Annotated in this window: 18 protein-coding genes; 10 read left to right on the plus strand and 8 right to left on the minus strand. The window is 63.4% G+C overall.

The features are described from left to right. The first annotated feature begins 11 nt into the window (after positions 1 to 11). Positions 12 to 4,298, plus strand: a complete 4,287-nt coding sequence (locus tag L0U80_RS03710) for a translocation/assembly module TamB domain-containing protein (RefSeq protein ID WP_233862590.1) — start codon at positions 12 to 14, stop codon at positions 4,296 to 4,298. A gap of 121 nt (positions 4,299 to 4,419) precedes the next feature. Here L0U80_RS03710 and L0U80_RS03715 read toward each other — a convergent pair whose 3' ends face one another. Then, a complete protein-coding gene (locus L0U80_RS03715; protein WP_233865637.1) occupies positions 4,420 to 4,830 on the minus strand; it encodes a TIGR02594 family protein in 411 nt (136 codons plus the stop codon). A 282-nt stretch (positions 4,831 to 5,112) separates the two neighbouring features. Between L0U80_RS03715 and L0U80_RS03720 the strand changes: the two genes are divergently transcribed. Beyond that, positions 5,113 to 5,895 (plus strand): bestrophin-like domain, encoded by a 783-nt coding sequence (locus tag L0U80_RS03720; RefSeq protein ID WP_444544277.1) that lies wholly within the window; start codon positions 5,113 to 5,115, stop codon positions 5,893 to 5,895. 232 nt (positions 5,896 to 6,127) lie between these two features. Here the strand turns inward: L0U80_RS03720 and L0U80_RS03725 are convergent, their stop codons facing one another. From L0U80_RS03725 to norR, 3 genes are all read right to left on the minus strand, one after another. Next, positions 6,128 to 7,273 carry an alpha-hydroxy acid oxidase gene (locus L0U80_RS03725; RefSeq protein ID WP_233862593.1) on the minus strand — a complete coding sequence of 382 codons (1,146 nt, stop codon included), beginning with the start codon at positions 7,271 to 7,273 and terminating at the stop codon, positions 6,128 to 6,130. Between the two features lie 243 nt (positions 7,274 to 7,516). Further along, the gene (locus L0U80_RS03730) at positions 7,517 to 8,497 is read right to left on the minus strand and encodes a dienelactone hydrolase family protein (RefSeq protein ID WP_233862595.1); all 981 of its coding nucleotides are present in this window, start codon (positions 8,495 to 8,497) and stop codon (positions 7,517 to 7,519) included. Between the two features lie 354 nt (positions 8,498 to 8,851). Further along, the gene (gene norR / locus L0U80_RS03735) at positions 8,852 to 10,381 is read right to left on the minus strand and encodes a nitric oxide reductase transcriptional regulator NorR (protein WP_233862597.1); all 1,530 of its coding nucleotides are present in this window, start codon (positions 10,379 to 10,381) and stop codon (positions 8,852 to 8,854) included. A 160-nt stretch (positions 10,382 to 10,541) separates the two neighbouring features. Here norR and norV point away from each other — a divergent pair, with 160 nt between their 5' ends. Both norV and norW read left to right on the plus strand, forming a co-directional pair. Next, the gene (norV, locus tag L0U80_RS03740) at positions 10,542 to 12,071 is read left to right on the plus strand and encodes an anaerobic nitric oxide reductase flavorubredoxin (protein ID WP_233862598.1); all 1,530 of its coding nucleotides are present in this window, start codon (positions 10,542 to 10,544) and stop codon (positions 12,069 to 12,071) included. Next, positions 12,068 to 13,210 carry an NADH:flavorubredoxin reductase NorW gene (gene norW / locus L0U80_RS03745; protein WP_233862600.1) on the plus strand — a complete coding sequence of 381 codons (1,143 nt, stop codon included), beginning with the start codon at positions 12,068 to 12,070 and terminating at the stop codon, positions 13,208 to 13,210. The genes norV and norW overlap by 4 nt, the downstream gene beginning before the upstream one ends. Positions 13,211 to 13,264: 54 nt before the next feature. Here the strand turns inward: norW and L0U80_RS03750 are convergent, their stop codons facing one another. Further along, the gene (locus tag L0U80_RS03750; RefSeq protein WP_233862602.1) at positions 13,265 to 13,594 is read right to left on the minus strand and encodes a hypothetical protein; all 330 of its coding nucleotides are present in this window, start codon (positions 13,592 to 13,594) and stop codon (positions 13,265 to 13,267) included. Positions 13,595 to 13,899: 305 nt separating this feature from the next. Here L0U80_RS03750 and L0U80_RS03755 point away from each other — a divergent pair, with 305 nt between their 5' ends. After that, complete coding sequence (locus L0U80_RS03755) at positions 13,900 to 14,502, plus strand: DUF1326 domain-containing protein (protein ID WP_233862604.1); 603 nt, start codon at positions 13,900 to 13,902, stop codon at positions 14,500 to 14,502. Between the two features lie 124 nt (positions 14,503 to 14,626). Next, entirely contained in the window at positions 14,627 to 15,295 is a 669-nt protein-coding gene (locus L0U80_RS03760) for a DUF2182 domain-containing protein (RefSeq protein WP_233862606.1), read from the plus strand. A gap of 321 nt (positions 15,296 to 15,616) precedes the next feature. Here the strand turns inward: L0U80_RS03760 and ilvD are convergent, their stop codons facing one another. The 3 genes from ilvD to L0U80_RS03775 form a co-directional block, all read right to left on the minus strand. Beyond that, positions 15,617 to 17,479 (minus strand): dihydroxy-acid dehydratase, encoded by a 1,863-nt coding sequence (ilvD, locus tag L0U80_RS03765; RefSeq protein ID WP_233862608.1) that lies wholly within the window; start codon positions 17,477 to 17,479, stop codon positions 15,617 to 15,619. A 323-nt stretch (positions 17,480 to 17,802) separates the two neighbouring features. Continuing rightward, positions 17,803 to 19,962: a methionine--tRNA ligase gene (metG, locus tag L0U80_RS03770; protein ID WP_233862610.1), complete on the minus strand. Its 2,160-nt coding sequence runs from the start codon at positions 19,960 to 19,962 to the stop codon at positions 17,803 to 17,805. A gap of 393 nt (positions 19,963 to 20,355) precedes the next feature. Continuing rightward, the gene (locus L0U80_RS03775; protein ID WP_233862611.1) at positions 20,356 to 21,006 is read right to left on the minus strand and encodes a YiaD family glycine zipper/OmpA-like lipoprotein; all 651 of its coding nucleotides are present in this window, start codon (positions 21,004 to 21,006) and stop codon (positions 20,356 to 20,358) included. Between the two features lie 293 nt (positions 21,007 to 21,299). On the opposite strand from L0U80_RS03775, the gene apbC reads away from it, so the two are divergent. From apbC to L0U80_RS03795, 4 genes are all read left to right on the plus strand, one after another. Further along, on the plus strand, positions 21,300 to 22,388 hold the full coding sequence (apbC, locus tag L0U80_RS03780; RefSeq protein WP_233862613.1) for an iron-sulfur cluster carrier protein ApbC: 1,089 nt from the start codon (positions 21,300 to 21,302) through the stop codon (positions 22,386 to 22,388). A gap of 180 nt (positions 22,389 to 22,568) precedes the next feature. Continuing rightward, on the plus strand, positions 22,569 to 23,108 hold the full coding sequence (locus L0U80_RS03785) for a superoxide dismutase family protein (RefSeq protein ID WP_233862614.1): 540 nt from the start codon (positions 22,569 to 22,571) through the stop codon (positions 23,106 to 23,108). Positions 23,109 to 23,336: 228 nt separating this feature from the next. Next, positions 23,337 to 23,906 carry a dCTP deaminase gene (gene dcd, locus L0U80_RS03790; RefSeq protein WP_233862616.1) on the plus strand — a complete coding sequence of 190 codons (570 nt, stop codon included), beginning with the start codon at positions 23,337 to 23,339 and terminating at the stop codon, positions 23,904 to 23,906. A gap of 100 nt (positions 23,907 to 24,006) precedes the next feature. After that, positions 24,007 to 26,286 carry an arginine/lysine/ornithine decarboxylase gene (locus tag L0U80_RS03795; protein WP_233862617.1) on the plus strand — a complete coding sequence of 760 codons (2,280 nt, stop codon included), beginning with the start codon at positions 24,007 to 24,009 and terminating at the stop codon, positions 26,284 to 26,286. Positions 26,287 to 26,288 lie beyond the last annotated feature (2 nt).

The following is a 26,288-nucleotide window of genomic DNA, read 5'->3' on the forward strand; positions in this document are numbered from 1 at the left end:
AGGGCCGCCGCATGAGTGCGCGTTTCGTCATCCGCTTGCTTGCGCCTGCTGTGGCTGCGCTCGACGCGCCAACGCCTGGCGCCGGTGTTCCGCCCGAAGGGCCGCCTCCCGCTGATCCTGGCGGCGGCGACGGGCCGCCCGCGCCGCCGCCGCGCCGCCCGCACCGCATCTGGCACTCGCTCGTGTGGGCGGTGGCGGCGCCGGTCCTGATCGTCGCGCTCGCGGTGGGGCTGCTTTACGGCGCTGTGACCACTGAACGCGGCACGGCGCTAGTGTGGCGCGCCGCGGTGAAGGTGCTCGGCGGGCAACTCGCGGGCACGCTCGATGGCGGCACGCTCGCGACGGGTCTGCAACTGCGTAACGTGAGCTGGCGCGGCGCCGACGGCACGACTTTCGCCGTCGATCACGCGAGCGGCAAGTGGGCGCTCTCCAGCCGGCCGTGGCATTTCGTCGTGGACTATCTGCATATCGGCGACGTCGATCTGCGAATCGTGCCGTCCACCGAGCCGTCCACGCCGATGACGCTGCCGAAAGACCTGCAACTGCCGCTCGCGCTCGACATTCGCGACTTGCGAGTGGCGAAGCTCACGCTGCACCAGGGTGCGTCGACGACCGAATTCTCCCGCTTCGCGTTTCACGCGCGCAGCGACGGGCGGCACCACGCGGCCACCGTTGAGCAACTCGATACGCCGTTTGGCGCGGTTAGCGCCAGCGCGAAGCTCGACGGTGTGCGGCCGTTCCCGCTTTCGGGCGAACTGGGCTATGCGGGAAAGGTCAACAACGAGGACGTCCAGGTCAACGGGCGCATCGGCGGGACGCTCGAGGCGCTGACCGCCGACCTCGACGCGACCGGCATGAAGCTCGCGGGACGTGCGCATATCGAGGCGGCACCGTTCGAGGCCGTGCCGCTCGAGCGCGCGACGCTCGCGTTCGATCACGTCAATCCGCAGGCCTTCGCGCCCGGTGCGCCGTTTGCCGATCTCGCGGTGCGTGCCGATCTGAAGCCCGTGGACAGCACGGCTGGCGGCGCGGATTCCGGGGGAGCGGCGTCGACGCACGCGCCGGCTCCCCACACCAGTGCGAATAACCGCGCGGCCGGTTTTACGGTCGCTGGCAACGTGTCGATCGTGAATGCGAAGCCGGGTGCAATCGATGCGAATCTGCTGCCGCTCGTCTCTGCGCGCACGGACGTCGTACTCGACGCCCACACGCAGCGGCTCGCAAACCTCGACGTGCGGCTCGTGAAGGACGCCACGCTGACGGGCGGCGGGACGATCAGCGGGCGTAACGGCCGCTTCGACCTCAAGGTGGCGCGGCTCGATCTGAACGCGTTCGAAGCGCGCGTGCGCCCGACCCAACTGGCCGGCCCGATCACGGTGCATCTTGCCGGCGACGTGCAGAGCATCACACTCGATCTCGCCGATCCACAGGCCGCCCTGCGCGCGCAGGGCAAGGTCACGTTCGATCCTGCGCGACTCTCGTTGAGCGACGTGCGCGTGACCTCCGGCGCGGGGCGGATCGACCTGTCTGGCGCGATCAAGCACGACGCGAATTCCACGTACACGCTCAAGGCGGCGATGACCGATTTCGATCCGCTCTCGCTTACGTCGCAGGTGCCGTCGCGCGCGGCAGCGAGGCCGTCCACAGCGGCCCAGGGTGCCGCGCGCAACCGGCCTGTGCACGCGGCTGGAAGCGATGCGCCGAGCCTTGCGCAAGCGCCCGCACAGGCAGACGCACAGAACACCGCACACAACACGACGCAAAACGGCACGTCGACGTCTTCCCCGGTACCGCGCGCCGCGCCGCGCCGTATCGAGGCGCGCGTGAACGGCACGATCGACGCGAGCGGCACGCTCGCGCCCGCGTTCACGACCAGGGCTCAATTCCGGCTCGGTCCGAGCGTCTACGACGACCTGCCGCTCACCGGCGAGGGTATTGTTCAGCTCGCTGGCTCGCGCATTCTGCCGAGCCAGGCGCATCTGTCGGTGGCGGGCAACGACGTGGCGCTGCAAGGCAGCTTCGGCGCGCCGGGCGACCGGCTGCGCTTCACGGTGGACGCGCCGCAGCTCGACCGGCTCGGCTTCGGCGTCGCGGGGCAGGTCGCGGCGAGCGGCGATCTCTCTGGTACCTTCGCGCAACCCGACGTTGCGCTCGAGTACAAAGCCGAGCACGTCGTCTTCGGCGACACCCGGCTCGGTCATGCGCAAGGGCACGCGGAACTGCACGCCGGCGCGAATGGCGCGCTCGCGTTCAGCACCGATGCCAGCGAAATCGCCGTCGCGGGCGTCGAGGTCTCGACGCTGACCGCGCGGCTCTCGGGCACGCGCGCGAAGCACACGCTCACCGCAAGCGCGAAGGGCAAGGTGCACGGCCAGGCGGTCGACGTTCAACTCGCTGCAAACGGTGCGCTTTCGGACACGCACGACGGCACGCGCTGGACCGGCGCCGTCACGCAGTTGCAGAATCGCGGCGCGCCGGCCATCGAACTCGAAGCGCCGCTTGCAGTGAGCGCAGGCGCTGGCAAGGTGACGCTCGGCGCAACGCGTCTTACGCTCGAAGGCGCGTCGCTCGACCTGAAATCGTTCGATCTCGACAACGGGCGCATCCGTTCGGCGGGGGCACTCACCGGTGTGTCGCTCGGCCGCGTACTGCAACTGCGTCAGCAACTCACCGGCGTGCAGTCGAACCTCAAGACCGACCTCGTCTTCGACGGCGACTGGGACTTCTCGATCGGCCCGAGCGCCACGGGCCACGTGCAGATCAGGCGCCGCTCGGGCGACATCACGGTCGAGGTCGGACGCGGACTCGCCTCGCTCGGCATCAGCGATATCAACGCGCGCGCGGCATTCAGCGGCAGCAACCGGCTCGACGTGACCGCGCACGCGAAGGCGATGCGCGTAGGCACGCTCGACGTCGCTACGTACACGTCGCTCGTGCCGCGTGACGGCGTCCTCACTATCGCGGACGAGTCGCCGCTCGGCGGCACGATCGTGGCGAACGTGCCGTCGCTCATGACCACGGGCGGGTTGTTCGGCCCGGGCTATCTGCTCGATGGACACATCGCGCTGCAGCTCGTGCTGAACGGTACGGTCGCGCAGCCGGCCGTGTCGGGGTCGCTCGTCGGTGACGGCATTTCCGCGACGCTCGTCGACCAGGGGCTCCAGCTCAAGGACGGTGTGGTCCGCGTGCTGCTCTCGCACAACCTCGTCGACTTCCAGCAGGTGGAGTTTCGTGGTGCGAGCGGCACGCTGCGCGCCACGGGGCGCGTGCGGCTCGACAACAACGAACCCGATCTCACGGCGAGCATCGTCGCCGACAAGCTCGAACTGTTCGCTTCACCCGACCGGCAGATGTCGCTCTCAGGCAGCGCAAGCATCGCGAACCAGGGGCAGGCCGGCGGCCTGCAGATCAACGGCAAGTTCACCGTCGATCACGCGCTGTTCGATATGCCCGAATCGCCCGCTCCCGAACTGAGCGACGACGTGGTGATCGTGCGTCCGGACGGCACGACACGCGGCGGCCCGCCGCCGCTGGACGTAGCGGCGGAGAAGGCTGGGACGAGGCCGGCGTCGCGTTTCGCGCCAAGCGCGAACATCGGCATCGACCTTGGCCACAACTTCCGTTTCCGCGGCCGGGGCGCGGATCTGGGTCTCGCGGGCATGATCACGGCGATGAGCGAACCCAGCGTGCCGCTGCGCGCCGTGGGCAACGTGCGAGTGACGGAAGGCTCTACGTACACGGCATTCGGCCGCAAGATCGCCATCGAAAACGGCTTCTTCACGTTCAACGGGCCGGTTGCGAACCCGGGCATCAACATCCTCGCGATGCGGCGCAACCAGCAGGTCGAGGCGGGCGTGCAGGTGACGGGCACGATCCAGTCGCCCGTTGTGAAGCTCATCTCCGAGCCCACGGTGCCCGACAACGAAAAGCTTTCGTGGCTGCTGTTTGGCCACGGTACCGATCAGGGTAATAACCTCGGGCAGCAGAGCGCGATGACGACGGCGCTTGCGCTACTTGGCAGTGCGAGCGGCAAGCGTATCGCGCAGTCGGTGGGGCTCGACGAATTTTCGATTGGGCGCAGCGAGGTGGGGCTTACCGATCCGCAGGTCGTGATGATCGCGAAGGTGATCAACGAGTGGCTCGTGATTGGATTCGAGCAGGGGTTGCAGTCGGCACAGAACGCGGTCAAGGCGACTGTCAATCTCTCGCGGTACTGGTCGGTGTCGGCGTATGGCGGAACGTTTAATGGCGCTGATGTTTCTTATACGCGGAGGTTTGACCGGATTGGTGGGCGGTAGGGGTGTGTTTCGTGTGGGGTGAAACTCTTTGCCGATTTGTGGCGCGTAGATGGTGCTTGCTGACCCAGAAGGAACCTACGCCTCGCAATAAAGCGGTCCTTCGTCAACGAGCACAGAGCCATCAGAACGGCTCCGGCCACCTATAGCCCAGGACCGAGGCGATCGGGTAAGCGAGCTCGCGAACCTCATCCAGTTGGTTTCCGCCAAGTAGATAAATATATTCATCGTCGTGACGAAGGTAAAAGCCCACATGACCTTTCCAGCTCGTCGGATCGTCGCGCGTCAACACGGTGACGCAACCGTAGACCGGGCTCTCGAGGGCGACGCCCCAATCGAGCCAGGACCGAGCCAAGGCTGACCGCGTCCCACGAACGCCGGCACCTGCGAGGCACCAGTTAATAAATGAGGAGCACCAGGAGATTTTGTCGTCATAGCCAACGAGGTTGGTTTGGTTGTTATATTCGACTATCCGTGGATTGGTTTCTCCAACCGGAAAGCGCCTGACGCCCCGTTCGGCAATCGCCACAGGCATCCAGCCAGGTTCGGCGGCGGTATCTCTGGTATCTCTGATCATTTGCGGTCGACGGTTTATTAAGTTGTCTCCGGGATTGTCACCGATTCGAGCCACTTGGTCGACTGACCCTCCCTGGCCGCACGGCGCCTGTCATGCACCTGCCGTAGTTGACGCCAGGACGGTGCCCTGACTGGTAGCGCCCGTCACACACAATTGAAGCAGCGCCACGGAAACCATTGATCACCCGCTGCGTACGCTTGCTTTACACTAAAGCGGCACCTGCTCCAGTTCAGGGAAAAGATGATCTGGATAATCAATACCGTCGCGCACCTTTCCGATTTCGCGATCCTCGCCGCGGGTGGGATTTCGACTGCCGTCATCGCCGCTGGCATCGCCTGGGGCTCTGCGCGTGTGCTGGAGAAACTCGGCCTGGGCAATCCCCGCAGTACCATCGCGGACGTCGTGCATGGCAGTCTGCTTGCGTTCATCGTGTTCGTCCTTGCGCACGTGTTGACCGATGTACGCGCCAACGAAGGCCGTGCTGCAGACGATGTGTTACGTGAGGCCTCGTTCGTGGCGCGACTCGACCGCCAGTTGCGGTCTATCGGCGGAGCGGATGGCGATACTGCGCGCGAGGCGCTCCGGCTCTACGTGATGAAAGTGGCCGAGGACGATTGGCCCGCACTCGCCGCAGCTGAGCCGGATCTGTCGCCACGCGCGAGCGAGGCACTTGATCATCTGGTCAACGTGTCGCAGCGCGCCGGCGCGTACGCCCCGGCGTATGCCGAAGATTTGCAGACGTTGCTACGCGAAATCGAGGATAGCCGCCAAAAGAGGCTGGAGAATGCCACGCGAACTGTGCCGCGTGTGTTCTGGTGGGTTATCTGGGTATTTCTGCTGGGCGCCATGGTGATGAATGGGCGTTTCCCAATCAACCGTGCGACCCTTAGCGTGATTGCGTTGCACATGGCGGCCATCGGGATGGTCGTGGCCTTGATCGTGATCCTGGACGAACCCTATCGCGGCCAGAGCGCGATTTCGCCGGTCCCTCTAGAGAAGGCTATCCATGTCACGATGAATTGAAGGGCGGCGGCGCTTACTGCACTGCATTCCGGAAGGCGGCCATCCGTATTGGCGTCTTCATTGACGGCCGCTGTTCGAGCCGGGTCCGGCGCCAAATGGAGGGCGCGGCGCCAGAACGATCGCCCTGCGTCAGGCGCAAGTCGACCCATAGTGGAAGTTGCTTCGTCTGCAAAGCGGTAGCCCAGCGCGTAACCTGGGGCCTGGTGTCACCGCGCCGATATCGGTCGGGCAACTATCGAAAGCGGAGATTGCCGCGGGAAAGCTCGCTAACCGAGCTACATCCCATCAATTTCATCCCGCGCTCCAACTCCGTTTTCATCAAGGCCAGTGCCCGCTCAACGCCAGCCTGCCCGCCCACGGCCAACGGGAACAAATAGTAACGTCCGACGCCGACGGCTTTAGCTCCTAGCGCCAGCGCCTTCAGCACATGTGTTCCGCGGTGAACCCCTCCATCCATCACGACGTCCAGCTGATCGCCCACGGCGTCTACAACTTCTGCAAGCTGGTCGAACGCGGCTCTCGAACCATCCAGCTGCCGACCGCCATGATTGGAAAGCACGATGCCAGTGCATCCAATTGCAGCCGCACGCTTCGCATCCTCCACGGACATCACGCCCTTGAGACAAAACTGCCCATTCCAATCGCGGACCATCGCGGCAACGTCGTCCCAATTCATTGACGGGTCCAACATTTCCGTGAAGTAGCGGCTAATAGAAATCGCACCCTCGCCAAAGTCGACGTGGTTTTCCAGTTGGGGTAAGGAAAAGCGTTCATGTGCGGCATAGTTCAGAAGCCAACGGGGCTTCAGCGCGAATTGGACCATACCGCCCAACGTGAGCTTGAATGGAATTGTGAAGCCTGTACGCAAGTCCCGCTCACGATTTCCACCAGTGATACTGTCGACCGTCAGCATCATCACATCGATGCCAGACTCCTTGGCACGCTGCAGCAGTGCACGGTTTAAACCGCGGTCTTTGTGGAAGTAGAACTGGTACGTCTGCGGTGTTGAAAACGATTTACGCAACTCTTCCATGCTGACTGTGCCGAGCGAAGAAACGCCAAACAACGTTCCGAACTTCGACGCCGCCGCGGCGACTGCGCGTTCGCCCTCGTGGTGGAAGAGGCGCTGAAGCGCGGTCGGGGAGCAATAGACAGGCATCGCCAGCCGCTGGCCGAACACGGTCACCGAGAGATCCACGTCGCCGACGCCCCGCAACACATTGGGTACGAGGTCGCATTCCTCAAAGCTCGCGGTGTTCCGGCGATAGGTCACTTCATCGTCAGCGGCGCCATCGATGTAGTTGAAGATGGGTCCCGGCAACTTGAGCCGGGCCAGTTCGCGGAAGTCATGAAAGTTGTGGCAATCGCTGACGTGCATTTTGTGCCTGCAAACATTGTGGCTGCCAGTGCGACCCGTTCTGCGTTTTTCGCATCTCGATGTGGACGCGAAGAATTACGCTACACCCTCCGCTATTGCCGAATGTGCTGATCCGAACATATTGGAGCGAGAAAATCGATTGGCGCCCCCGCCTCTCCGCGCTGATTCGCTAACTAACTGCTGCGTCTTGTGATGTCGTGCTACTTCTCGTGGCTCCCGGCGTTCAACGTGTTCACTGTGAAGCTAAGGCTTCAGCACGGTCTTAACGATCTCGCCGACTGCTGCTTTGGCCTTGATCGCCGCGTTCTCGTCGTACGCGATGGTTGTCCCACGCTCAATACATGAGTCGCTGTAACTAAACGGTTGCCTCGTCTTGGCGTCGACGAGAAGCCCGGTTTCGGCCTCAACGATCCGGCAGTTTCGTGTCGTCTGCGCTTGCGATAGCTGTTGCGGTTGCTTGAGCGCTCGCGCGTCAAAGAAATGGCTGGCGCCGTCGTATTCGGTCAACTGGACGTCATCGACTTTCGTTTTCAGACGTTCCACATAATCACGGCACGAAGCGACTGGATTGTAATTGTCTGCAGTCCCCTGGAAAATGCGAACAGGTCTGGCAACGACGTCCTCGTCTTCGAGAAATGTGAAAGTACAGTCCGGATAAAACGCGATGAACGCCGCGAACTGGGTGCCGGGTTGCGCGTGCATCTTCTGGAACCGGTTCAGGCTCGCATAAAGCGCGTTCTGCGCTCCACGCGAAAATCCCATGAGCATGATCCTGTTCGGGTCGATTCTCGGGTGCTTCGAAAGAGTCGCGAGCGCTCGATAGGCATCCTCGGTCTGCGCCAGGCGGCCGAGTTGCGATTGATCGTTGATGGTGTTGGCGATACCTCGGCCCGAAAAGCTGTCGATCACAAAAGTAGCGACACCAAGCGAAAGAAAGTACTCCTCCCAGTCTGTGACGCTGCTGCCGATTCCGCCGGACGCATGCAGCAGGATGACGAGCGGAAGCCGATCAGTACCGTTGTTTCGGGGAAGCCGAAGTTCGCCTGCCACCGTGACAGGTTTGCCATCCTCGCGGCCGCTCAGAAATTCCTGGTCAGTGAGCGTCACGGACGGAATCGGGATTACCTCCATTCGCGTCACCTGCGCGCGTCCGGCGTTCGCGAGGCAGCTGAAAATGCAGATCAATGCGACTCGGATCAGCAGATTTTTGCTTGTTGTCGACATGGCGTCCCTCTTCTTCGGTGCTGGTTCGCGCGATGACTCGCGAAGTCCAGTATAGGCAGACGTAGAAGAGAGTTGTCGATTGCCTTGCTATTGAACCGAGAAGTCTTGGGCTGTCGCGCTATGGTTCGCGGGCGACGCTTCTACGTCCACTGCGCTCTTCTCATGGCGGGGGGCAATCAGGCAGTCGCAACGTTTCAGCGAGCGACTCATAGTGGCCGAACTCCGCGCGAATAACGCGCTAAACGCGGCGTTGCCGCGCGCATCACCTGGCGGGGTCTCGACAGTCGGAAACGTCCGTGCCTGCAACGCCGGATCGTCCAGCACGTGCACGTTTCTCGTGCACGTACCGAGCCATCACTTCAAACCCAGTCGCGACGCCAGTCGATGCAGGTTCGCCGGATCGACCGATAGCTGGCGCGCCGCCGCGGCCCAGTTGCCGCCACAGTCGTCGACTGCCTTGCGGATCATCTTGCGCTGGAAGGCGTTGGTGGCGTCGTTGAGGCCGATCTCTTGCGCGATATCGGGCGTCGCCGACTGTGGAGCGAGCCGGGCGATGGGCTGGCCATCGCCCGGACAGATGTGCCGCTCATGGATGACCGCCGCATTTCCTCCCTGCTCGGCGCGCGCGAGCACAGCCGCGCGTCGCAGGACGTGCTCCAGCTCGCGCACGTTGCCGTGCCACTCACGCCCGGCCAGGGCATTCAGCGTTTCCGGGTCGATCGAAAGGGTATTGAGGCCCATCGTGCCGCGCCAGCGCTCGAGGAAAAATCCCGTCAGCAGGGGAATGTCTTCGAGATGCTCGCGCAGCGCCGGTGCGTGCAGCGGAAACACGCTCAGTCGATGGTACAGATCGGCGCGGAACTGGCCCGCCACAATTTCGGCCTTGAGGTCCTTGTTGGTGGCGGCGATGACGCGGACGTCGACCTTGCGCTGGGTGTCGTCGCCGATACGCTGCAGGTCGCCATATTGCAGCACCCGCAGCAACTTGGCCTGCAATGACAGCGGGAGTTCGCCGATCTCGTCGAGAAACAGCGTGCCCTGGTGGGCCAGCTCGAACTTGCCCGTGCGGTTGTGGATGGCCCCGGTGAAGGCGCCTTTCACGTGGCCGAACAGCTCGCTCTCGGCCACGTTCTCCGGCAGCGCTGCGCAGTTCAGGTAGACGAGCGGGCTTGCACGGCGCGTCGAGCCGATGTGGACCGCCCGTGCAATCAGCTCCTTTCCGGTTCCGGTCTCGCCGAGGATCAGCACGTTGAGATCCGTGACCGCCACGACGTCGATCTCGCAGCGCAGCCGCTGCATGGCCTCGGATTCCCCGATCATCTCGCCCTCGCCGGCGGTTGCGGCAAGTCGGCGCACGGGGGGCGTTCCGGCCCCGTGCGGGTCGCTCGCCATCTGCTCCAGCAGCAGCGCGTTCGCGAGTGCCGCCGAGGCCAGCGCGCCGATTAGACCAAGATCCTCATCATCGAAGTCGTCGAATTGCGAAGGGTTCAGACCGTCGATGGTCAGCGCGCCGATGAGCACCCCTTCGCTCAGCAGCGGGATTCCCATGCAGGCGTGGACGGGCAGATATCCCAGGCTGGCAATCAGGTTGTCATAGGGGTCGGGCAGATCGCTGTCCGGCGGAAAGCGCACGACATCGCCTGCGCGCGCAATGGCTTCCAGACGCGGATGCTCGCTGACGCGAAAGCGCCGGCCCATGACGTCGGGTGACAAGCCGTCGATAGCAAGCGGCACGAATGTGCCGCGGTCGTAACGCAGCAGCGCCGAGGCGTCCGAGTGGAATAGCTGCCGCACGCTCTGGATCAACTGCTCGAAGCGCTCGCTATGGGAATTGCCCCGCTGCAGATCGAGGGCGATGCGGGTGAAGGTGTCGGCACTAAGCATGATTGTCGAACGGACAATTCGATTGTCAAAAGCACAATCTGTGATTGTAGTCCTTTTGACAATGCGTGTGCCGACGACGTCGGTGAATCAGCGGTTTTCAGGCTGGCACGCAGTTTGCGTTAGTTGTTCCCGCAACTGCTCACACACCAAAGGAAACACCATGTCAATTCTGGTCAAAAACAACGTTCACTGGGTCGGTCAGCGCGATTGGGAAGTGCGCGATTTTCACGGGACCGAATACCGTACGTTGCGGGGCACCAGCTACAACAGCTACCTGATCCGCGAGGAGAAGACCGTCCTCATCGATACCGTGGATCATCGCTTCAGCCGCGAATTCATCCGTGACCTGGCTGCCGAAGTCGACCTCAGCACGATCGACGCCGTGGTCATCAACCACGCCGAGGAAGACCACGCCGGCGCGCTGGGAGAACTCCTGGCCCTGATTCCCGGCACGCCGGTCTACTGCACCAACAATGCGCTCGACTCGATCGTCGGACACCATCACCATCCCGAATGGAATTTCCAGCCCGTGTGTACGGGCGACAAGCTGGACATCGGCAATGGCAAGCAACTCGTCTTCATCGAGACGCCGATGCAGCACTGGCCCGACAGCATGATGACCTACCTCACCGGCGATGCCGTGCTGTTCAGCAACGACGCCTTCGGCCAGCACTACTGCGACGAACATCTGTTCAACGACGAGGTCGATCAGGGCGAACTGATGGACCAGTGCCTGCGGTACTACGCGAACATCCTCACGCCGTTCAGCCCGCTGGTGACGGCGAAGATCAATGAAGTGCTCGGGTTCGGCTTGCCCGTCGACATGGTGGCCACCTCGCACGGCGTGGTCTGGCGCGACAACCCGACCCAGATCATCCTCAAATATCTGGAGTGGGCGAACAACTACCAGGAAGACCGCATCACGCTGTTCTACGACTCGATGTCGAACAACACGCGCATGATGGCCGATGCGATTGCCCAGGGCATCCACGAGGCCGACCCGCTTGTCACCGTGAAGATTTTCAACGTCGCCCGCCACGACAAGAACGAAATCCTCTCGAATGTGTTCCGCTCGAAAGGCATCCTCGTGGGTTCTTCGACGATGAACAACGTCATGATGCCCAAGGTGGCCGGCATGCTCGAGGAAATCACCGGGCTGCGGTTCCGCAACAAAAAGGGTTCAGCCTTTGGCAGCTTCGGGTGGGCCGGAGGCGCGGTCGATCGCATCCAGACCCGTCTCATGGACGCCGGCTTCGATATTGCACTGTCGCTGAAGGCCAAGTGGCGCCCCGATGCGCGGACGGTCGAACTGTGTCGTGAGCATGGCCGCCAGATCGCCCGCCAGTGGGCGCTGCATCGCCTCGAGCCGGCCCGTAGCCTCGCAACACTCGGCGCGGCGAATGACCCGGCCGTGAGCAATGTCCCCGCCGTGAGCAAAGCCCCCGCCGTGAGCAAAGCCCCCGCCGTGAGCAAAGCCCCCGCCGCAAGCAAAGCCGCGGCCGCCACGTGCGCCGGCGAGTCCATGCTGTGCACGGTGTGCCAGTGGGTCTACGACCCGGCGCTCGGCGAGCCGGATCAGCTCGTGGCGCCTGGCACGCCCTGGGACGCTGTGCCCGAGACCTTCCTGTGCCCGAAGTGCGGCATCGGCAAGGCTGTGTTCGAACCGGTATTGGGGAAGGCTGCAGCATGAACCGCACTGTCACAATCGTCGGCAGCGGTTTCGCTGCCCAGCAACTGGTGCGCAGCCTTCGCAAACGCGACACCGATGTGCCGATCCGCATGATCACCGCCGACAACGGCGACGAATACAACAAGCCCGACCTGAGCCATGTGGCCAGCCGCGCCACCACGGCCGCAGGTATGCCGCTGCGTTCGGGCGAAGCGTTCGCCGCGGAACTGGGCATCACGCTGCAGGCGCGCTGCCGGGTTGAGTCCATCGACCCGGTGCGCCAGGTACTCGTTACTTCGCAAGGAGAGTGCGCCTACGAGCAGTTGGTGCTGGCCACCGGCGCACGCGCGGTGCGGCCTGGAGTCGGGGGGGCGCATCTGATGCACACGCTCAACAGTCTGGAAGAATTCGCGAGGCTGGAGCCGCAGCTTGCGACGGCGCGCAGCGTGCTGGTGCTCGGGGCAGGCCTCATTGGAACGGAGCTGGCCATGGATATCGCCGGTACCGGTCGTGAGGTTACGCTCGTCGATATCGCGCAGAGCCCGCTCTCCGCGCTACTGCCTGCTGCATTGACTCAGCCACTGGTCAAAGCGCTGCAGGCTGCCGGGGTACGGCTGCAACTGGGCCGTGGCCTGCACTCGATCGAAAAAGCTGGCAATGGCCTCCAGGTCAACATGAGCGACGGTTCGAGCAGCCAACACGACCTGGTCCTCGCCGCGATAGGTCTTGCACCTGAAGTCTCGCTGGCCCGCGACGCGGGGATCGACGTCGGGCGCGGCATCATCGTGGATGATCACCTTCGCACCAGCGTCCCCGATATCTACGCGCTCGGCGACGGCATGGAATTCCAGGGCACGCTCCTGCCTTTCCTGCAGCCCGCCTTGCTCGGGGCCACCGTACTGGCGGCGACCCTGCTCGGCAAGCCGACACCGCTCGTGCTCCCGCACATGATGGTGCGCGTCAAGACACCGGCCTACGTCATGCAAATGGCCGGACGCACGCGCGGCGATGGACTCTCCTGGCAGTCCGAATGGAACGAGAGCGGCATGCTCGCGCGTTCCTTCGATGCGGCCGGCAAGCTGTGCGGTTTCGTCGTCGGCGGTGACCGTATAAGCCAGGCCTTTGCCGTGTACCGCGAACTTCCGCGGCTGGCCGCCTGAACGGGACGACGTAACGCGGGGGATCTCCCGCGTTACGGCAGTTCGATTCGCGCCTCAGGAGGCGCGTTCGATTGCAGGCGAGGAGGCCGATAGCGCTGAACTTCCCTGGCCGCGCCAGACCCGCCACGCAATCGCAGGGTGCAGCAGCGATGGCGGCGGGACCATCAGGTTGACGACCTTGAGAAGGGCCCACTCGCTCGCAACGTCGTAGCAACGATGTTGTGGCCCGATAGCGGCGAAGATGCTGTACGTGCGCGGCTGCGGCGTCTCATGTGCCGCCTTCAGCTCACGCTCGGCGCTGATGATTGGGCTTTCGCGGGCGACCAGCGAGTTGCTCTCGCCAGCATCAAGCAGTTTGTCGACGGTCTTGCAGCATGAACGCAAACAAGCGACACAGCGGATGTGCCTGGCAAATACAAAGCGTCGCACAACCATCACCAAAGCCCGAAAGTTGTTGCTGACTTTTCACCGTTGTGAACATGGGCAAGCATGTTTGCGGACTTCATCGATTCTGGGGTAGCGACCACGCCCTGGAGGCGTGAAGCGCGTTCACCCTGGACCGTTTCGACCTAGACTTTAAGGTATTCGCAAGCCTGATCCGGCGTCCCGGAGTCGATATTGGCGCGCGCGAATGTTCCGTGCCCGAACGCGAGCACATCTTGTCCACGACGACGACAGAGGTGAGCACAATGGCCGAGAGCTGGAAAGTTGCCGGTACTTATTTCGAGAGTTGCAATTGCTACGCCCCGTGCAATTGCGTTTGCCTGGGGCCGCCTTCGGATGGAGACTGCGCGGTGCTGATCGGCTGGCACATCGATCAGGGAAAGTTCGCCGCCGTCACGCTGGACGGACTCAACATCGCGCTCTTTGCGTATTCGCCGGGCCACATGTTGCAAAACAAGTGGAGAGTCGCCCTCTACCTGGACGAACGCGGCACGTCTGAGCAGCACGAGGCGTTGGGCAAGATATTTTCCGGCCAGGCTGGCGGGCCGCTGTCGGCGCTCGGGCCGCTGATTGGCGAGGTCATGGGCGTCAGGCCGGCCGTCATCAATTATCAGCAGAACGGGAAGAGTCGCAGCCTGCACATCCCCGATGTGGCGAACATGGAAATCGAGGCGTTGCCGGGACAGGATGGTGGCGAGGTAACGATCAGCAATCACCCGTTTACGCCTGTCCCAGGGTTTGCGGCAGTGGTCAGTAAATCGAAGGAATTTCGGTTCACAGACTATGGCTTTACTAGAGAGATCTCCGACCGAAACGGATTTTATTCTCCGTTCGCCTACCATGGCTGAGTCTGGCTTACTGGGCAGACACGCGACGCGACGGCTGCCGGTGCGCGACCACGTGGTCGCGCTGTCCGGGCTCACGGCTGCCGCAACGCTCGCGTGGGCCTACCTCGTGTACATGAGTTGGGGCATGGAGCACATGGACGTCGGTGCGACCATGGCCATCATGCCGCGCATGACGCATTGGCATACCGTCGATCTGCTTCTGGTATCGGCGATGTGGGCCATCATGATGGCCGCCATGATGCTTCCGTCCATGGTGCCAACGGTTCTGGGTTTTGCATCCATCAACAACCGACGGCGGGAGCAACATCTGCCACGTGTGCAGACTGGCGTGTTCGTTCTCGGCTACCTCACCGTCTGGTCCGGCTTCAGCCTGTTCGCGACGCTCGCGCAGTGGGGCTTGCTCAAGGCACGACTCGTCACGCCGATGATGGTGAGCGCGACACCCTTCCTTGCGGGTGCTCTTCTGGTCATTGCTGGCGTCTTCCAGTTGACACCTGTAAAGCACGCGTGCCTTGCGAGGTGCGTGTCGCCGCTCGGCTTTCTTCTAACGGAGTGGCGCGACGGCACACGTGGCGCCTGGATCATGGGATTTCGTCATGGGGCGTATTGCGTAGGCTGCTGCGGACTACTCATGACACTTCTCTTCGTATTCGGCGTGATGAATCTGCTTTGGATTGCCGCGCTGTCGATCTACGTAATGCTCGAAAAATTGCTTCCGCAAGTGCGATGGCTTGCTTTTGCACAGGGGGTGCTGCTGATTTGTTGGGGAATTGCGGTTGCAGCGGGGGGATAAAGTCGCGAATAAGCGGTATAGCCACGCTGGCTGCAGCATATCCCGTTGAAGTCGGCTATGAATCTGCAACCAACCCTTTGTCGAGCGTGACTCCGGCGTGTTTACCTGGCAAGACGGAGCGCGTTCATATAAGGACCAAAGAAAATCCCCCGCCAATCGGCGATGAACCCACTGGTTCGTTGCAGATTGGCGGGGGACGGATAGCACGTACGGACCTGAAACGGCATTTGCTCGTGCGATGGTCGTTTCCCGAAGGCGTAGCAGCTATTCGACGTCTGCCGCCGAACAACTGCCGCTCTGCAGGAAACGCCCCGTTTCGCCTTACTTGCGCTTGAGTTGCGAGAGATCCCGCACGGCGCCACGATCGGCCGACGTCGCGAGCGCAGCATAGGCCTGCAGCGCCTGGGACACCACGCGATTGCGATCCACCGGCATCCAGGCCTTGTCGCCGCGCGCTTCCATGGCTGCGCGACGGCGAGCCAGCACGTCGTCCGACACCACGAGGTGCATCTTGCGCTTCGGGATGTCGATCTCGATGACATCGCCGTCTTCCACGAGACCGATCGTGCCGCCTTCGGCCGCTTCGGGCGACGCATGCCCGATCACGAGGCCCGACGACCCGCCGGAGAACCGGCCATCGGTGAACAGCGCGCAGGTCTTGCCCAGCCCCTTCGATTTCAGATACGACGTGGGGTAGAGCATTTCCTGCATACCGGGGCCGCCCTTGGGGCCTTCGTAACGGATCACGACCACGTCACCCGCGACGACCTTGTCGCCGAGAATGGCATCGACAGCCTCGTCCTGGCTTTCGAACACGCGCGCGCGTCCGGAGAAGATCCACTGCGATTCGTCGACACCGGCAGTCTTGACGATGCAGCCCTTCTCGGCGAGGTTGCCGTAGAGCACGGCGAGGCCGCCGTCTTTCGAATACGCGTCCTGCTTGCTGCGGATACAGCCGTTCTTGCGGTCGGTATCGAGCGACGCATAGGTCGCCTCCTGGCTGAACGCCACCGTGGTCGGAATGCCGCCGGGCGCCGCGCGGAAAAACTTCTGTGCTTCTTCGCCCGCGCCGCCGGCGATGTCCCACTTGGCGATCGCGTTGCCGAGCGAGCCGCTATGCACGTTGCCGCACGACAGGTCGAGCAATTCAGCGCGGGCCAGTTCGCCCAGAATGCCGAGGATGCCGCCCGCGCGATGCACGTCTTCGATGTGGTACTTGTCGGTCATCGGCGCGGCCTTGCACAGGCAGGGCACTTTGCGCGAGATGCGATCGATATCGGACATCGTGAAATCGACCCCCGCTTCCTGTGCGGCTGCCAGCAGGTGCAGGACGGTATTGGTCGAACCGCCCATGGCCACGTCGAGCGCCATGGCGTTCTCGAATGCGGCCTTGGTGGCGATGCTGCGCGGCAGGACCGACGCATCTTCTTCCTGATAGTAGCGGCGGCACAGGTCCACGACCAGGCGGCCTGCCTGTTCGAACAGGCCTTTGCGCCATGCGTGCGTCGCGACGATCGTGCCGTTGCCGGGCAATGCGAGGCCGATCGCCTCGGTCAGGCAGTTCATCGAGTTCGCCGTGAACATGCCCGAGCAGGAACCGCACGTCGGACACGCGCTGCGTTCGATTTCGGCCACGTCGGCGTCGCTGATCGCCGGGTCGGCGGCCTTGATCATCGCGTCGATCAGGTCGATCTTGGCGATCACCTGACCATCGGTCGGCGACTTGACCTTGCCCGCTTCCATCGGCCCGCCGGAAACGAACACGACGGGGATGTTCAGGCGCATGGCGGCCATCAGCATGCCCGGGGTGATCTTGTCGCAATTGGAGATGCAAACCATGGCATCGGCGCAATGCGCGTTGACCATGTATTCGACCGAGTCGGCGATCAGCTCACGCGAGGGCAGCGAGTAGAGCATGCCGCCGTGGCCCATGGCAATGCCGTCGTCCACGGCGATCGTGTTGAATTCCTTGGCGACGCCGCCGGCCGCCTCAATTTCCTTCGCGACCAGCGCGCCGAGATCGCGCAGATGCACGTGGCCCGGCACGAACTGCGTGAACGAGTTCACCACGGCGATGATGGGCTTGCCGAAGTCGCCGTCTTTCATGCCGGTGGCGCGCCACAAGGCGCGAGCGCCAGCCATGTTCCGGCCATGAGTCGAAGTCTTTGATCGATAGTCAGGCATCTCTGTCCTCAGGTCTTGCAGTCGTCGTAAGTGGGATTGGGGTCCGGGCCAGCGGCCAGCGAGGGCTCGCAGTACCGCGCAGGGCGAATGTCCGGAAAGGGCAAATAGTGCTGGAGCGCCAGTAAGACGTCCAATATATTTTTCCAGGCGAATAAAGTCGAAAAATATATCAATCGATGACGGCATCGGTCAAAACCGGGCCAGGCCGCGCGTGGACGAACGATACGTTGTGACCGAAACCGGTTGCGGATTTGCCCGAGATGAACCAAAAAAAAGCACGCCCTCAGGCGTGCTTTCGTTACTGCGAGGCGAGACGCCGCGCTTCAGCGCACCTTCATCCCCGGCTTCGCGCCGCTTTGCGGTTCGATGATGTAGAGGCCCGGTTCGGCCTTTTCGTTGGTCGACGACGCGGACAGCACCATCCCTTCCGAAACGCCGAACTTCATCTTGCGCGGCGCGAGATTCGCGACCACCACCGTGAACTTGCCCTTGAGGTCCTCCGGCTTGTAAGCCGAGCGGATACCCGAGAACACGTTGCGCGTGCGTTCTTCGCCGACGTCGAGCGTCAGTTGCAGCAGCTTGTCCGACCCCTCGACGACGTTGCAATCGACGATCAGCGCCACGCGCAGGTCGATCTTCGCGAAGTCGTCGATCGAGATGACCTCGGGCGTTGCCGGTTCGGCGTTGGCCTTCGCAGGCGCGTCCTTCGATGCCTTCGACTTCTGCTTCGCATCGGCGGGCGCGGCCGCGCTCGCGTCGGCTGCCTGCAGCGAATCGCGGTTCGCTGCGAGCAGGGCTTCGATCTGCTTGGGATCGACGCGCGTCATGAGGTGCTTGTACGCGTTGATCGGCGTCGCCGACGACAGCGGTTTCGCGGCGTCGACCCAGGTGAGCGGCGCGATCGAGAGGAAGCTCTCGACGCCGGCGGCCAGCGTCGGCAACACCGGCTTGAGCGCGAGCGACAGCAGGCGGAACGCTTCAAGGCTCACGCTGCAGGCTTCATGCAGCGCCACCGCGTTGACCGGATCCTTCGCCAGTTCCCACGGCTTGGCCGTATCGACGTAGCCGTTGACCACATCGGCGAGTTCCATCGTCTGGCGCAGCGCGCGGCCGTAGTCGCGCGACTCGTAGTGCGCGGCAATCTGCGGGATCGCGTCGCGCAGTTGCGCGAGCAGCGGATGATCCATCGCGCCGTCCTGCACGCGGCCGTCGAAGCGCTTGATCAGGAAACCCGCCGCGCGGCTGGCGATGTTGATGTACTTGCCGACGAGGTCGCTGTTCACGCGCGCCTGGAAGTCCTCGAGGTTCAGGTCGAGGTCTTCCATCGTGCCGTTGAGCTTGGCGGCGAAGTAGTAGCGCAGCCACTCGGGATTCAGGCCGGTGGTGATGTAGCTTTCCGCCGTGATGAAGGTGCCGCGCGACTTCGACATCTTCGCGCCGTCCACCGTGAGGAAGCCGTGCGCGAACACGTTGGTCGGCGTGCGATGGCCCGAGAATTCGAGCATCGCCGGCCAGAACAGCGTGTGGAAGTACAGGATGTCCTTGCCGATGAAGTGATACTGCTCCGTCTTCGTGCCCGGCTTGACCCAGGCGTCGAAGTCGATGCCGCGCTTCTCGCACAGGTTCTTGAAGCTCGCGTAGTACCCGACGGGCGCATCGAGCCACACGTAGAAGTACTTGCCGGGTGCGCCCGGAATTTCGAAGCCGAAATACGGCGCGTCGCGCGAGATGTCCCAGTCGGCGAGCTTCGATTCACCCGCGTCGCCGAGCCACTCGCGCATCTTGTTCGTGGCTTCCGGTTGCGCGAGGCCGCTCACCCAGCCGCGCAGGAACTGCTCGCAGCGCGGGTCCGAGAGGCGGAAGAAATGGTGCGTCGAGGTCTTGCGGATCGGCGTCGCGCCGGAGACCACCGAGTACGGATTGACGAGGTCGGTCGGCGCGTAGGTCGAGCCGCACACTTCGCAGTTGTCGCCGTACTGGTCCTTCGCGCCGCATTTCGGGCACTCGCCCTTGATGAAGCGGTCCGGCAGGAACATGTTCTTGACCGGATCGTAGGCCTGCTCGACGTCGCGCGTGTCGATGAGACCCGCTTCCTTGAGCGCCAGATACACCGATTCGGAGAGCACACGGTTCTCTTCGGAATCCGTCGAGTAGTAGTTGTCGAACGACACGCCGAAGCTGTCGAAATCGCGCTTGTGCTCCTGCCAGACGCGCGCGATCAGCTGCTGCGGCGTGAGGCCTTCCTTCTCGGCGCGCAGCATGACGGGCGTGCCGTGCGTGTCGTCGGCACCGACGTAGTAGACCTCGTGACCATGCATTCGCAGCGCGCGAACCCAGATGTCCGTCTGGATGTACTCGACCAGATGGCCGATATGGATTTGCCCGTTGGCGTAGGGCAGGGCGGACGTAACGAGAATCTGGCGGCGGGCCTGCTGAGCCTGGTGTGTGCCGGCGGCACTGAGGTCGGTGGCGGGTGCTGACATGTTGGGAGAGTCCGGTGATGCGGGAGGTCGAAACGACAATTTTAGCAGGGCGGAGGGGGCGCGCGTTCGCGGCCGGAAGTGCCGCGGGAGACGCGCTCTGGTCCTGTGCGAAATCCTGGTGCGCCTGGTGCGCGTGACACGGGTTCTGCGCAACAGCGGGCGAAACCAGGGGACGGACGCTGTCCAGGAACCCGTCCGATGCTGCATCGCACAAATAGCGGGCAAAAAAAACCGGGGCAGTATGGCCCCGGAGCAACAACGACAAGAGGAGAATGGTGACGCGGCGGCATCGCCAGCCACGTACCGTAATGAGAGACAGCGGATCGGGCGGGGAGTTCGAAAAAATTTACATTTTCCGGGTCCACCCGCCGTCAAACTGCCATCACGCAGCCATCAGCCCTGATGTTGCGCCGTTGCGCGCAGATAGATTTCCACGCGACGGTTCGCCGCGCGGCCTGCTTCGGTGTTGTTGTCGGCGACCGGTTGCGTGTCGCCACGGCCTTCCGCGGCGAGGCGCTGCATCGGGATGCCGCGCGTCGACAGGTAGTTCACGACGCTCTGCGCGCGGTTGACCGATAGCGTCTGGTTAAACGCGGGCTGGCCCGTACTGTCCGTGTGCCCCACGACCTGCGCGACCACTTCCGGATTCTGCTGCAGCGTCTGGGCGACCTGATCGAGCACCGGTGCGAATGACGGCATGATCGCGTAGCTGTTGGTGGCGAAGGTCACGCTGCTCGGGATGTCGAGCTTGAGCGAGCCGTCCGGCTGCTCGGTGATCTTGGTGCCCGTGCCCTGCGTCGCGCCCGACAGACGGTTGTGGATCGCCTGCCAGTTGTAGCCGGTCACACCGCCGACGAGCGCGCCGGCACCTGCGCCGATCGCCGCGCCCTTGCCGCCGCCGAAGATCGCGCCGATCGCAGCACCCGTGCCGGCGCCGACGCCGGTGCCGATGGCCGTGTTGGTGCCCTGCTGGGTCGCGCAGCCCGCGACGAGCGCACCGGCGACAGCAAAGACGGAGAGGCGGGTCAAGATTCTTGCGTTCATTTTGCTTCCTCACTTGAATGGAACACGACGACTGCCGGCACTGACCGCCCGCCTGCAGGCCCCGACTGGGTACAGGGTCTTCGGGCGGCTGCCTGCCGACAGCTACTACAATGGCGGCTTGAAGGCTTGTGTGACGAGGTTCACCGACGGGATCGCCGCTTCAAGGTTCGACGCCCGCAAGCGTGCACTTCAGCCGTGAAATTCGCAATGCAGCCTAACAATTTCTATCATTTCGCGGCGCCAGCGCGATCATTCGATCCGCGCCCGGCGACCGGTGTACCCACGGAGCATCAATGAGCATAGATCGGGCTTTGGTCGACGCCGCGCTTGCGGCCCTGACGGATCCGAACACGGGCAAGCCCTACGCGACGGGCAAGGGCGTCCGCAATGTTGTCGTCGAGGGTGACGGCGTCGGCGTCGAGATCGTGCTTGGCTATCCGGCGAAGAGTCAGGTCGACGCGATCCGGTCGCAGGTCGAGGCCGCGCTCGCCGCGGTGCCCGGCGTCAAGTTGAGCCGCGTCGCGGTGACGACTGACATCGCCGCGCACACCGTTCAGCGCGGCGTCAAGCTGCTGCCGAACGTGAAGAACATCGTTGCAGTCGCCTCGGGCAAGGGCGGCGTCGGCAAGAGCACGACCGCCGTGAACCTCGCGCTCGCACTGGCGGCCGAAGGCGCCTCGGTGGGCATCCTCGACGCCGATATCTACGGCCCATCGCTTCCGATGATGCTTGGCATTCACGGTCGCCCCGAGTCGCCGGACGGCCAGTCGATGAACCCGCTCGAAGGCCACGGCATGCAGGCGAACTCGATCGGCTTCCTGATCGAGCAGGACAACCCGATGGTCTGGCGCGGCCCGATGGCGACATCGGCGCTCGAACAACTGCTGCGCCAGACGAACTGGCGCGAGCTCGACTATCTCATCGTCGATATGCCGCCGGGCACCGGCGACATCCAGCTCACGCTCTCGCAGCGCGTGCCGGTGACGGGCGCCGTGATCGTCACGACGCCGCAGGACATCGCGCTCCTCGACGCGAAGAAGGGTCTCAAGATGTTCGAGAAGGTCGGCATTCCGATTCTCGGCATCGTCGAGAACATGGCCGTGCATGTCTGCTCGAACTGCGGCCACGCCGAGCACATCTTCGGCGCGGGCGGCGGCGAGCGCATGGCGCAGGAATACGGCGTCGAGGTGCTCGGCAGTCTGCCGCTCGACATCACGATTCGCGAGCAGGCGGACTCGGGCCACCCGAGCGTCGTCGCCGATCCCGAGGGCCGGATTGCCCAGACGTATCGCGCGATCGCGCGTCGCGTCGCGATCCAGATCGCCGAGCGTGCACGTGACATGACGTCGAAGTTTCCAAGCATCGTCGTGCAGAACACCTGAAAAGCCTGGGTTCGCGCCGGCGGCCCGTATCGGCGCTGCGCCTTGGCGCGCGGGGTGCAGCGCGGCCGACGCTGTGCGCTCCCGCACACGCGCAGGTGCACAGGCGCGCGGTATCATGTGGACTTCATCGCGTCCGGTGCGATGGCCGCAAGAGCGGCTGCCGGCCGGCAAGAGGATTGCATGGTAAAAGGAAACGAGAGGCTAGCGGGGTATGCATTCGTCGTGCTGGCAGTGGCTGGCGGCGTGCTGCTTGGCGGCTGCACCAGCTTCATGGGGCAGCAGGACAAGCGCGCCGCCGCGCAGTTGCTGCCCACGATGGGTAACCAGGTGCGCGGCACCCTTTCGTTCGTCGAGCGTTCGGACGGTGTGCAGGTCAGCTATAACCTCGCGGGTCTGCCGCCCAACAGCGATCACGCCTTGCAGATCCACGAACGCGGAGACTGCAATGCCGTCGACGCGTCGAGCGCGGGACCCGTCTTCGCGCCCGCCGCCGCGCGCATGCGGCCCGGAACACGCGTGGAGGGCGATCTCGGCAACATTCGCGCCGATTCGAACGGCGTTGCCACGGGGTTTTTGGTCGCACCCGACGTTTCGCTCGATGGAATCCGCTCGGTGATCCAGCGCGCGGTGCTGGTCCACCATGACCCGATCGACCCGTACGCCGACCCGCAGCGCGGCACCGGCCTGGCGCTCGCATGCGGCGTGATCCGCGTCGAGTGAGCGCGGGACCGCTCCGGCCGGTTGGCCGCTTGCACTGCCGCGATGCCTTTCATATGCACTTTTCGGGCGTCTCGATCTACATCGCGTAAAATAAGCGCCTTTCGTACGCGGGCGCAGTTCCGTCGCGCAGTTCTGCCCGCAGTTCTGCCGATTGGCGGTTTCGGACCGCATTGCGCTTTTCGCCCCTTTTCGTCATCCAAGTCATTTAACTGACACGTAGCGACCAACATGGCAATCAAGTCCGACAAGTGGATCCGGCGCATGGCCGAAGAACACAAAATGATCGAGCCGTTCGTGCGCGACCAGGTCCGTGTGGCGGAGGATGGGCGCAAGATTGTGAGCTACGGCACGTCGAGCTACGGCTACGACATCCGCTGCGCCGACGAATTCAAGATCTTCACGAACATCAATTCGACGATCGTCGACCCGAAGAACTTCGACGAAAAATCGTTCGTCGACTTCAAGGGCGACGTTTGCATCATTCCGCCGAACTCGTTCGCGCTCGCGCGCACGGTCGAGTATTTCCGCATCCCGCGCAAGGTGTTGACCGTGTGTCTCGGCAAGTCCACGTACGCGCGTTGCGGGATCATCGTGAACGTCACGCCGTTCGAGCCGGAATGGGAAGGCTATGTGACGCTCGAATTCTCGAATACGACACCATTGCCTGCCAAAATCTACGCGAACGAGGGCGTCGCGCAGGTGCTCTTCTTCGAGAGCGACGAGGTCTGCGAGGTGTCTTACGCGGATCGCGGCGGCAAGTACCAGGGGCAGCACGGCGTCACGCTGCCGAAGACCTGATCCAGAATCTGCGCGGCGCAAGCAGGAACGCACCGCCCAAACGACATACGGGGACCGCTGCGCAACTTATGCAGCGGTCGTTTCTTTTGGAGAATCGCCCATGAAGTTTCGTTTTCCCGTCGTCATCATCGACGAAGATTTCCGCTCCGAGAACATCTCGGGTTCCGGCATCCGTGCACTCGCCGAAGCGATCGAGAAAGAGGGCGCGGAAGTCCTCGGGCTGACGAGCTATGGCGACCTCACGTCGTTCGCGCAGCAGTCGAGCCGCGCGTCGTGCTTCATCCTCTCGATCGACGACGACGAACTGCTGCCCTACGTCGACGGCGCCGATGAGGAGGCACCCGAGCACGCGCCCGCGATCATCGCGCTGCGCGCGTTCATGGAAGCCGTGCGCCGCCGCAACTCGGACATCCCGATCTTCCTGTACGGCGAGACGCGCACGTCGCGCCATTTGCCGAACGACATCCTGCGCGAACTGCACGGCTTCATCCATATGTTCGAGGACACGCCGGAGTTCGTCGCGCGCCACATCATCCGCGAGGCGAAGGTTTATCTCGACGCGCTCGCGCCGCCGTTCTTCAAGGAGCTCGTCAAGTACGCCGACGAAGGCTCGTACTCGTGGCACTGCCCGGGCCACTCGGGCGGCGTCGCGTTCCTGAAGAATCCGCTCGGCCAGATGTTCCACCAGTTCTTCGGCGAGAACATGCTGCGCGCCGACGTCTGCAATGCCGTCGACGAACTCGGCCAGCTGCTCGACCACACCGGTCCGGTCGCGGCCTCCGAGCGCAACGCGGCACGCATCTTCAGCGCGGACCATGTGTTCTTCGTGACCAACGGCACGTCCACGTCGAACAAGATCGTCTGGCATGCGACGGTGGCGCCGGGCGACATCGTGCTCGTGGACCGCAACTGCCACAAGTCGATCCTGCACGCGATCACGATGACGGGCGCGATCCCCGTGTTCCTCACGCCGACGCGCAATAACTTCGGCATCATCGGCCCGATTCCGCGCGACGAGTTCAAGCCGGAGAACATCCGCCGCAAGATCGAGGCGAATCCGTTCGCGCGCGAGGCACTCGCGAAGAACCCGAATCTCAAGCCGCGCATCCTGACGATCACGCAGAGCACGTATGACGGAGTCGTCTACAACGTCGAGATGATCAAGGACCTGCTCGGCGACATGCTCGACACGCTGCACTTCGACGAAGCGTGGCTGCCGCACGCCGAATTCCACGAGTTCTACCAGGACATGCACGCGATCGGCGCGGGCCGTCCGCGTACCAAGGCGCTCGTGTTTGCGACGCACTCGACGCACAAGCTGCTCGCCGGCATTTCGCAGGCGTCGCAGATCGTGGTGCAGGACTCGGAAAACAGCGCGTTCGACCGCCATCGCTTCAACGAAGCGTATCTGATGCACACGTCGACGAGCCCGCAGTACGCGATCATCGCGTCGTGCGACGTGGCCGCCGCGATGATGGAAGCGCCGGGCGGTCCCGCGCTTGTGGAAGAGTCGATCGCGGAGGCGCTCGACTTCCGCCGCGCCATGCGCAAGGTCGATGCCGAATACGGCGACGAATGGTTCTTCCAGGTATGGGGCCCCGAGGAGCTGGCTGAAGAGGGCATCGGTTCGCGCGAAGACTGGATGCTGCGTCCGAACGATCACTGGCATGGCTTCGGCGCGCTCGCCGAAGGCTTCAACATGCTCGACCCGATCAAGGCGACGATTGTCACGCCGGGCCTCGATGTCGATGGCGACTTCGGCGACACCGGCATCCCCGCTGCGATCGTGACGAAGTACCTGGCCGAGCACGGCATCATCGTGGAGAAGACCGGCCTGTATTCGTTCTTCATCATGTTCACGATCGGCATCACGAAGGGTCGCTGGAACTCGATGGTTACCGAACTCCAGCAGTTCAAGGACGACTACGACAATAACCAGCCGCTCTGGCGCGTGCTGCCCGAATTCGTCGCGCAGCATCCGATGTACGAGCGCGTCGGCCTGCGCGATCTGTGCCAGCAGATCCACAGCGTCTATCGCGCAAACGACATCGCGCGCCTCACGACCGAGATGTACCTCTCGGACATGGAGCCTGCGATGAAGCCATCCGATGCATTCGCGAAGCTCGCGCACCGCGAAGTGGAACGCGTGGCCATCGACGAACTCGAAGGCCGTGTCACGTCGATTCTGCTCACGCCGTATCCGCCGGGTATTCCGCTGCTGATTCCGGGCGAGCGCTTCAACAAGACGATCGTGAACTACCTGAAGTTCGCGCGCGAGTTCAACGAGCGCTTCCCGGGTTTCCACACGGACATTCACGGCCTCGTGGGCGAGATGGTCAACGGACGCATCGAGTATTTCGTCGATTGCGTGCGCAACTGATT

The organism is Paraburkholderia adhaesiva (assembly GCF_021390575.1).
GTDB lineage: Bacteria > Pseudomonadota > Gammaproteobacteria > Burkholderiales > Burkholderiaceae > Paraburkholderia > Paraburkholderia adhaesiva.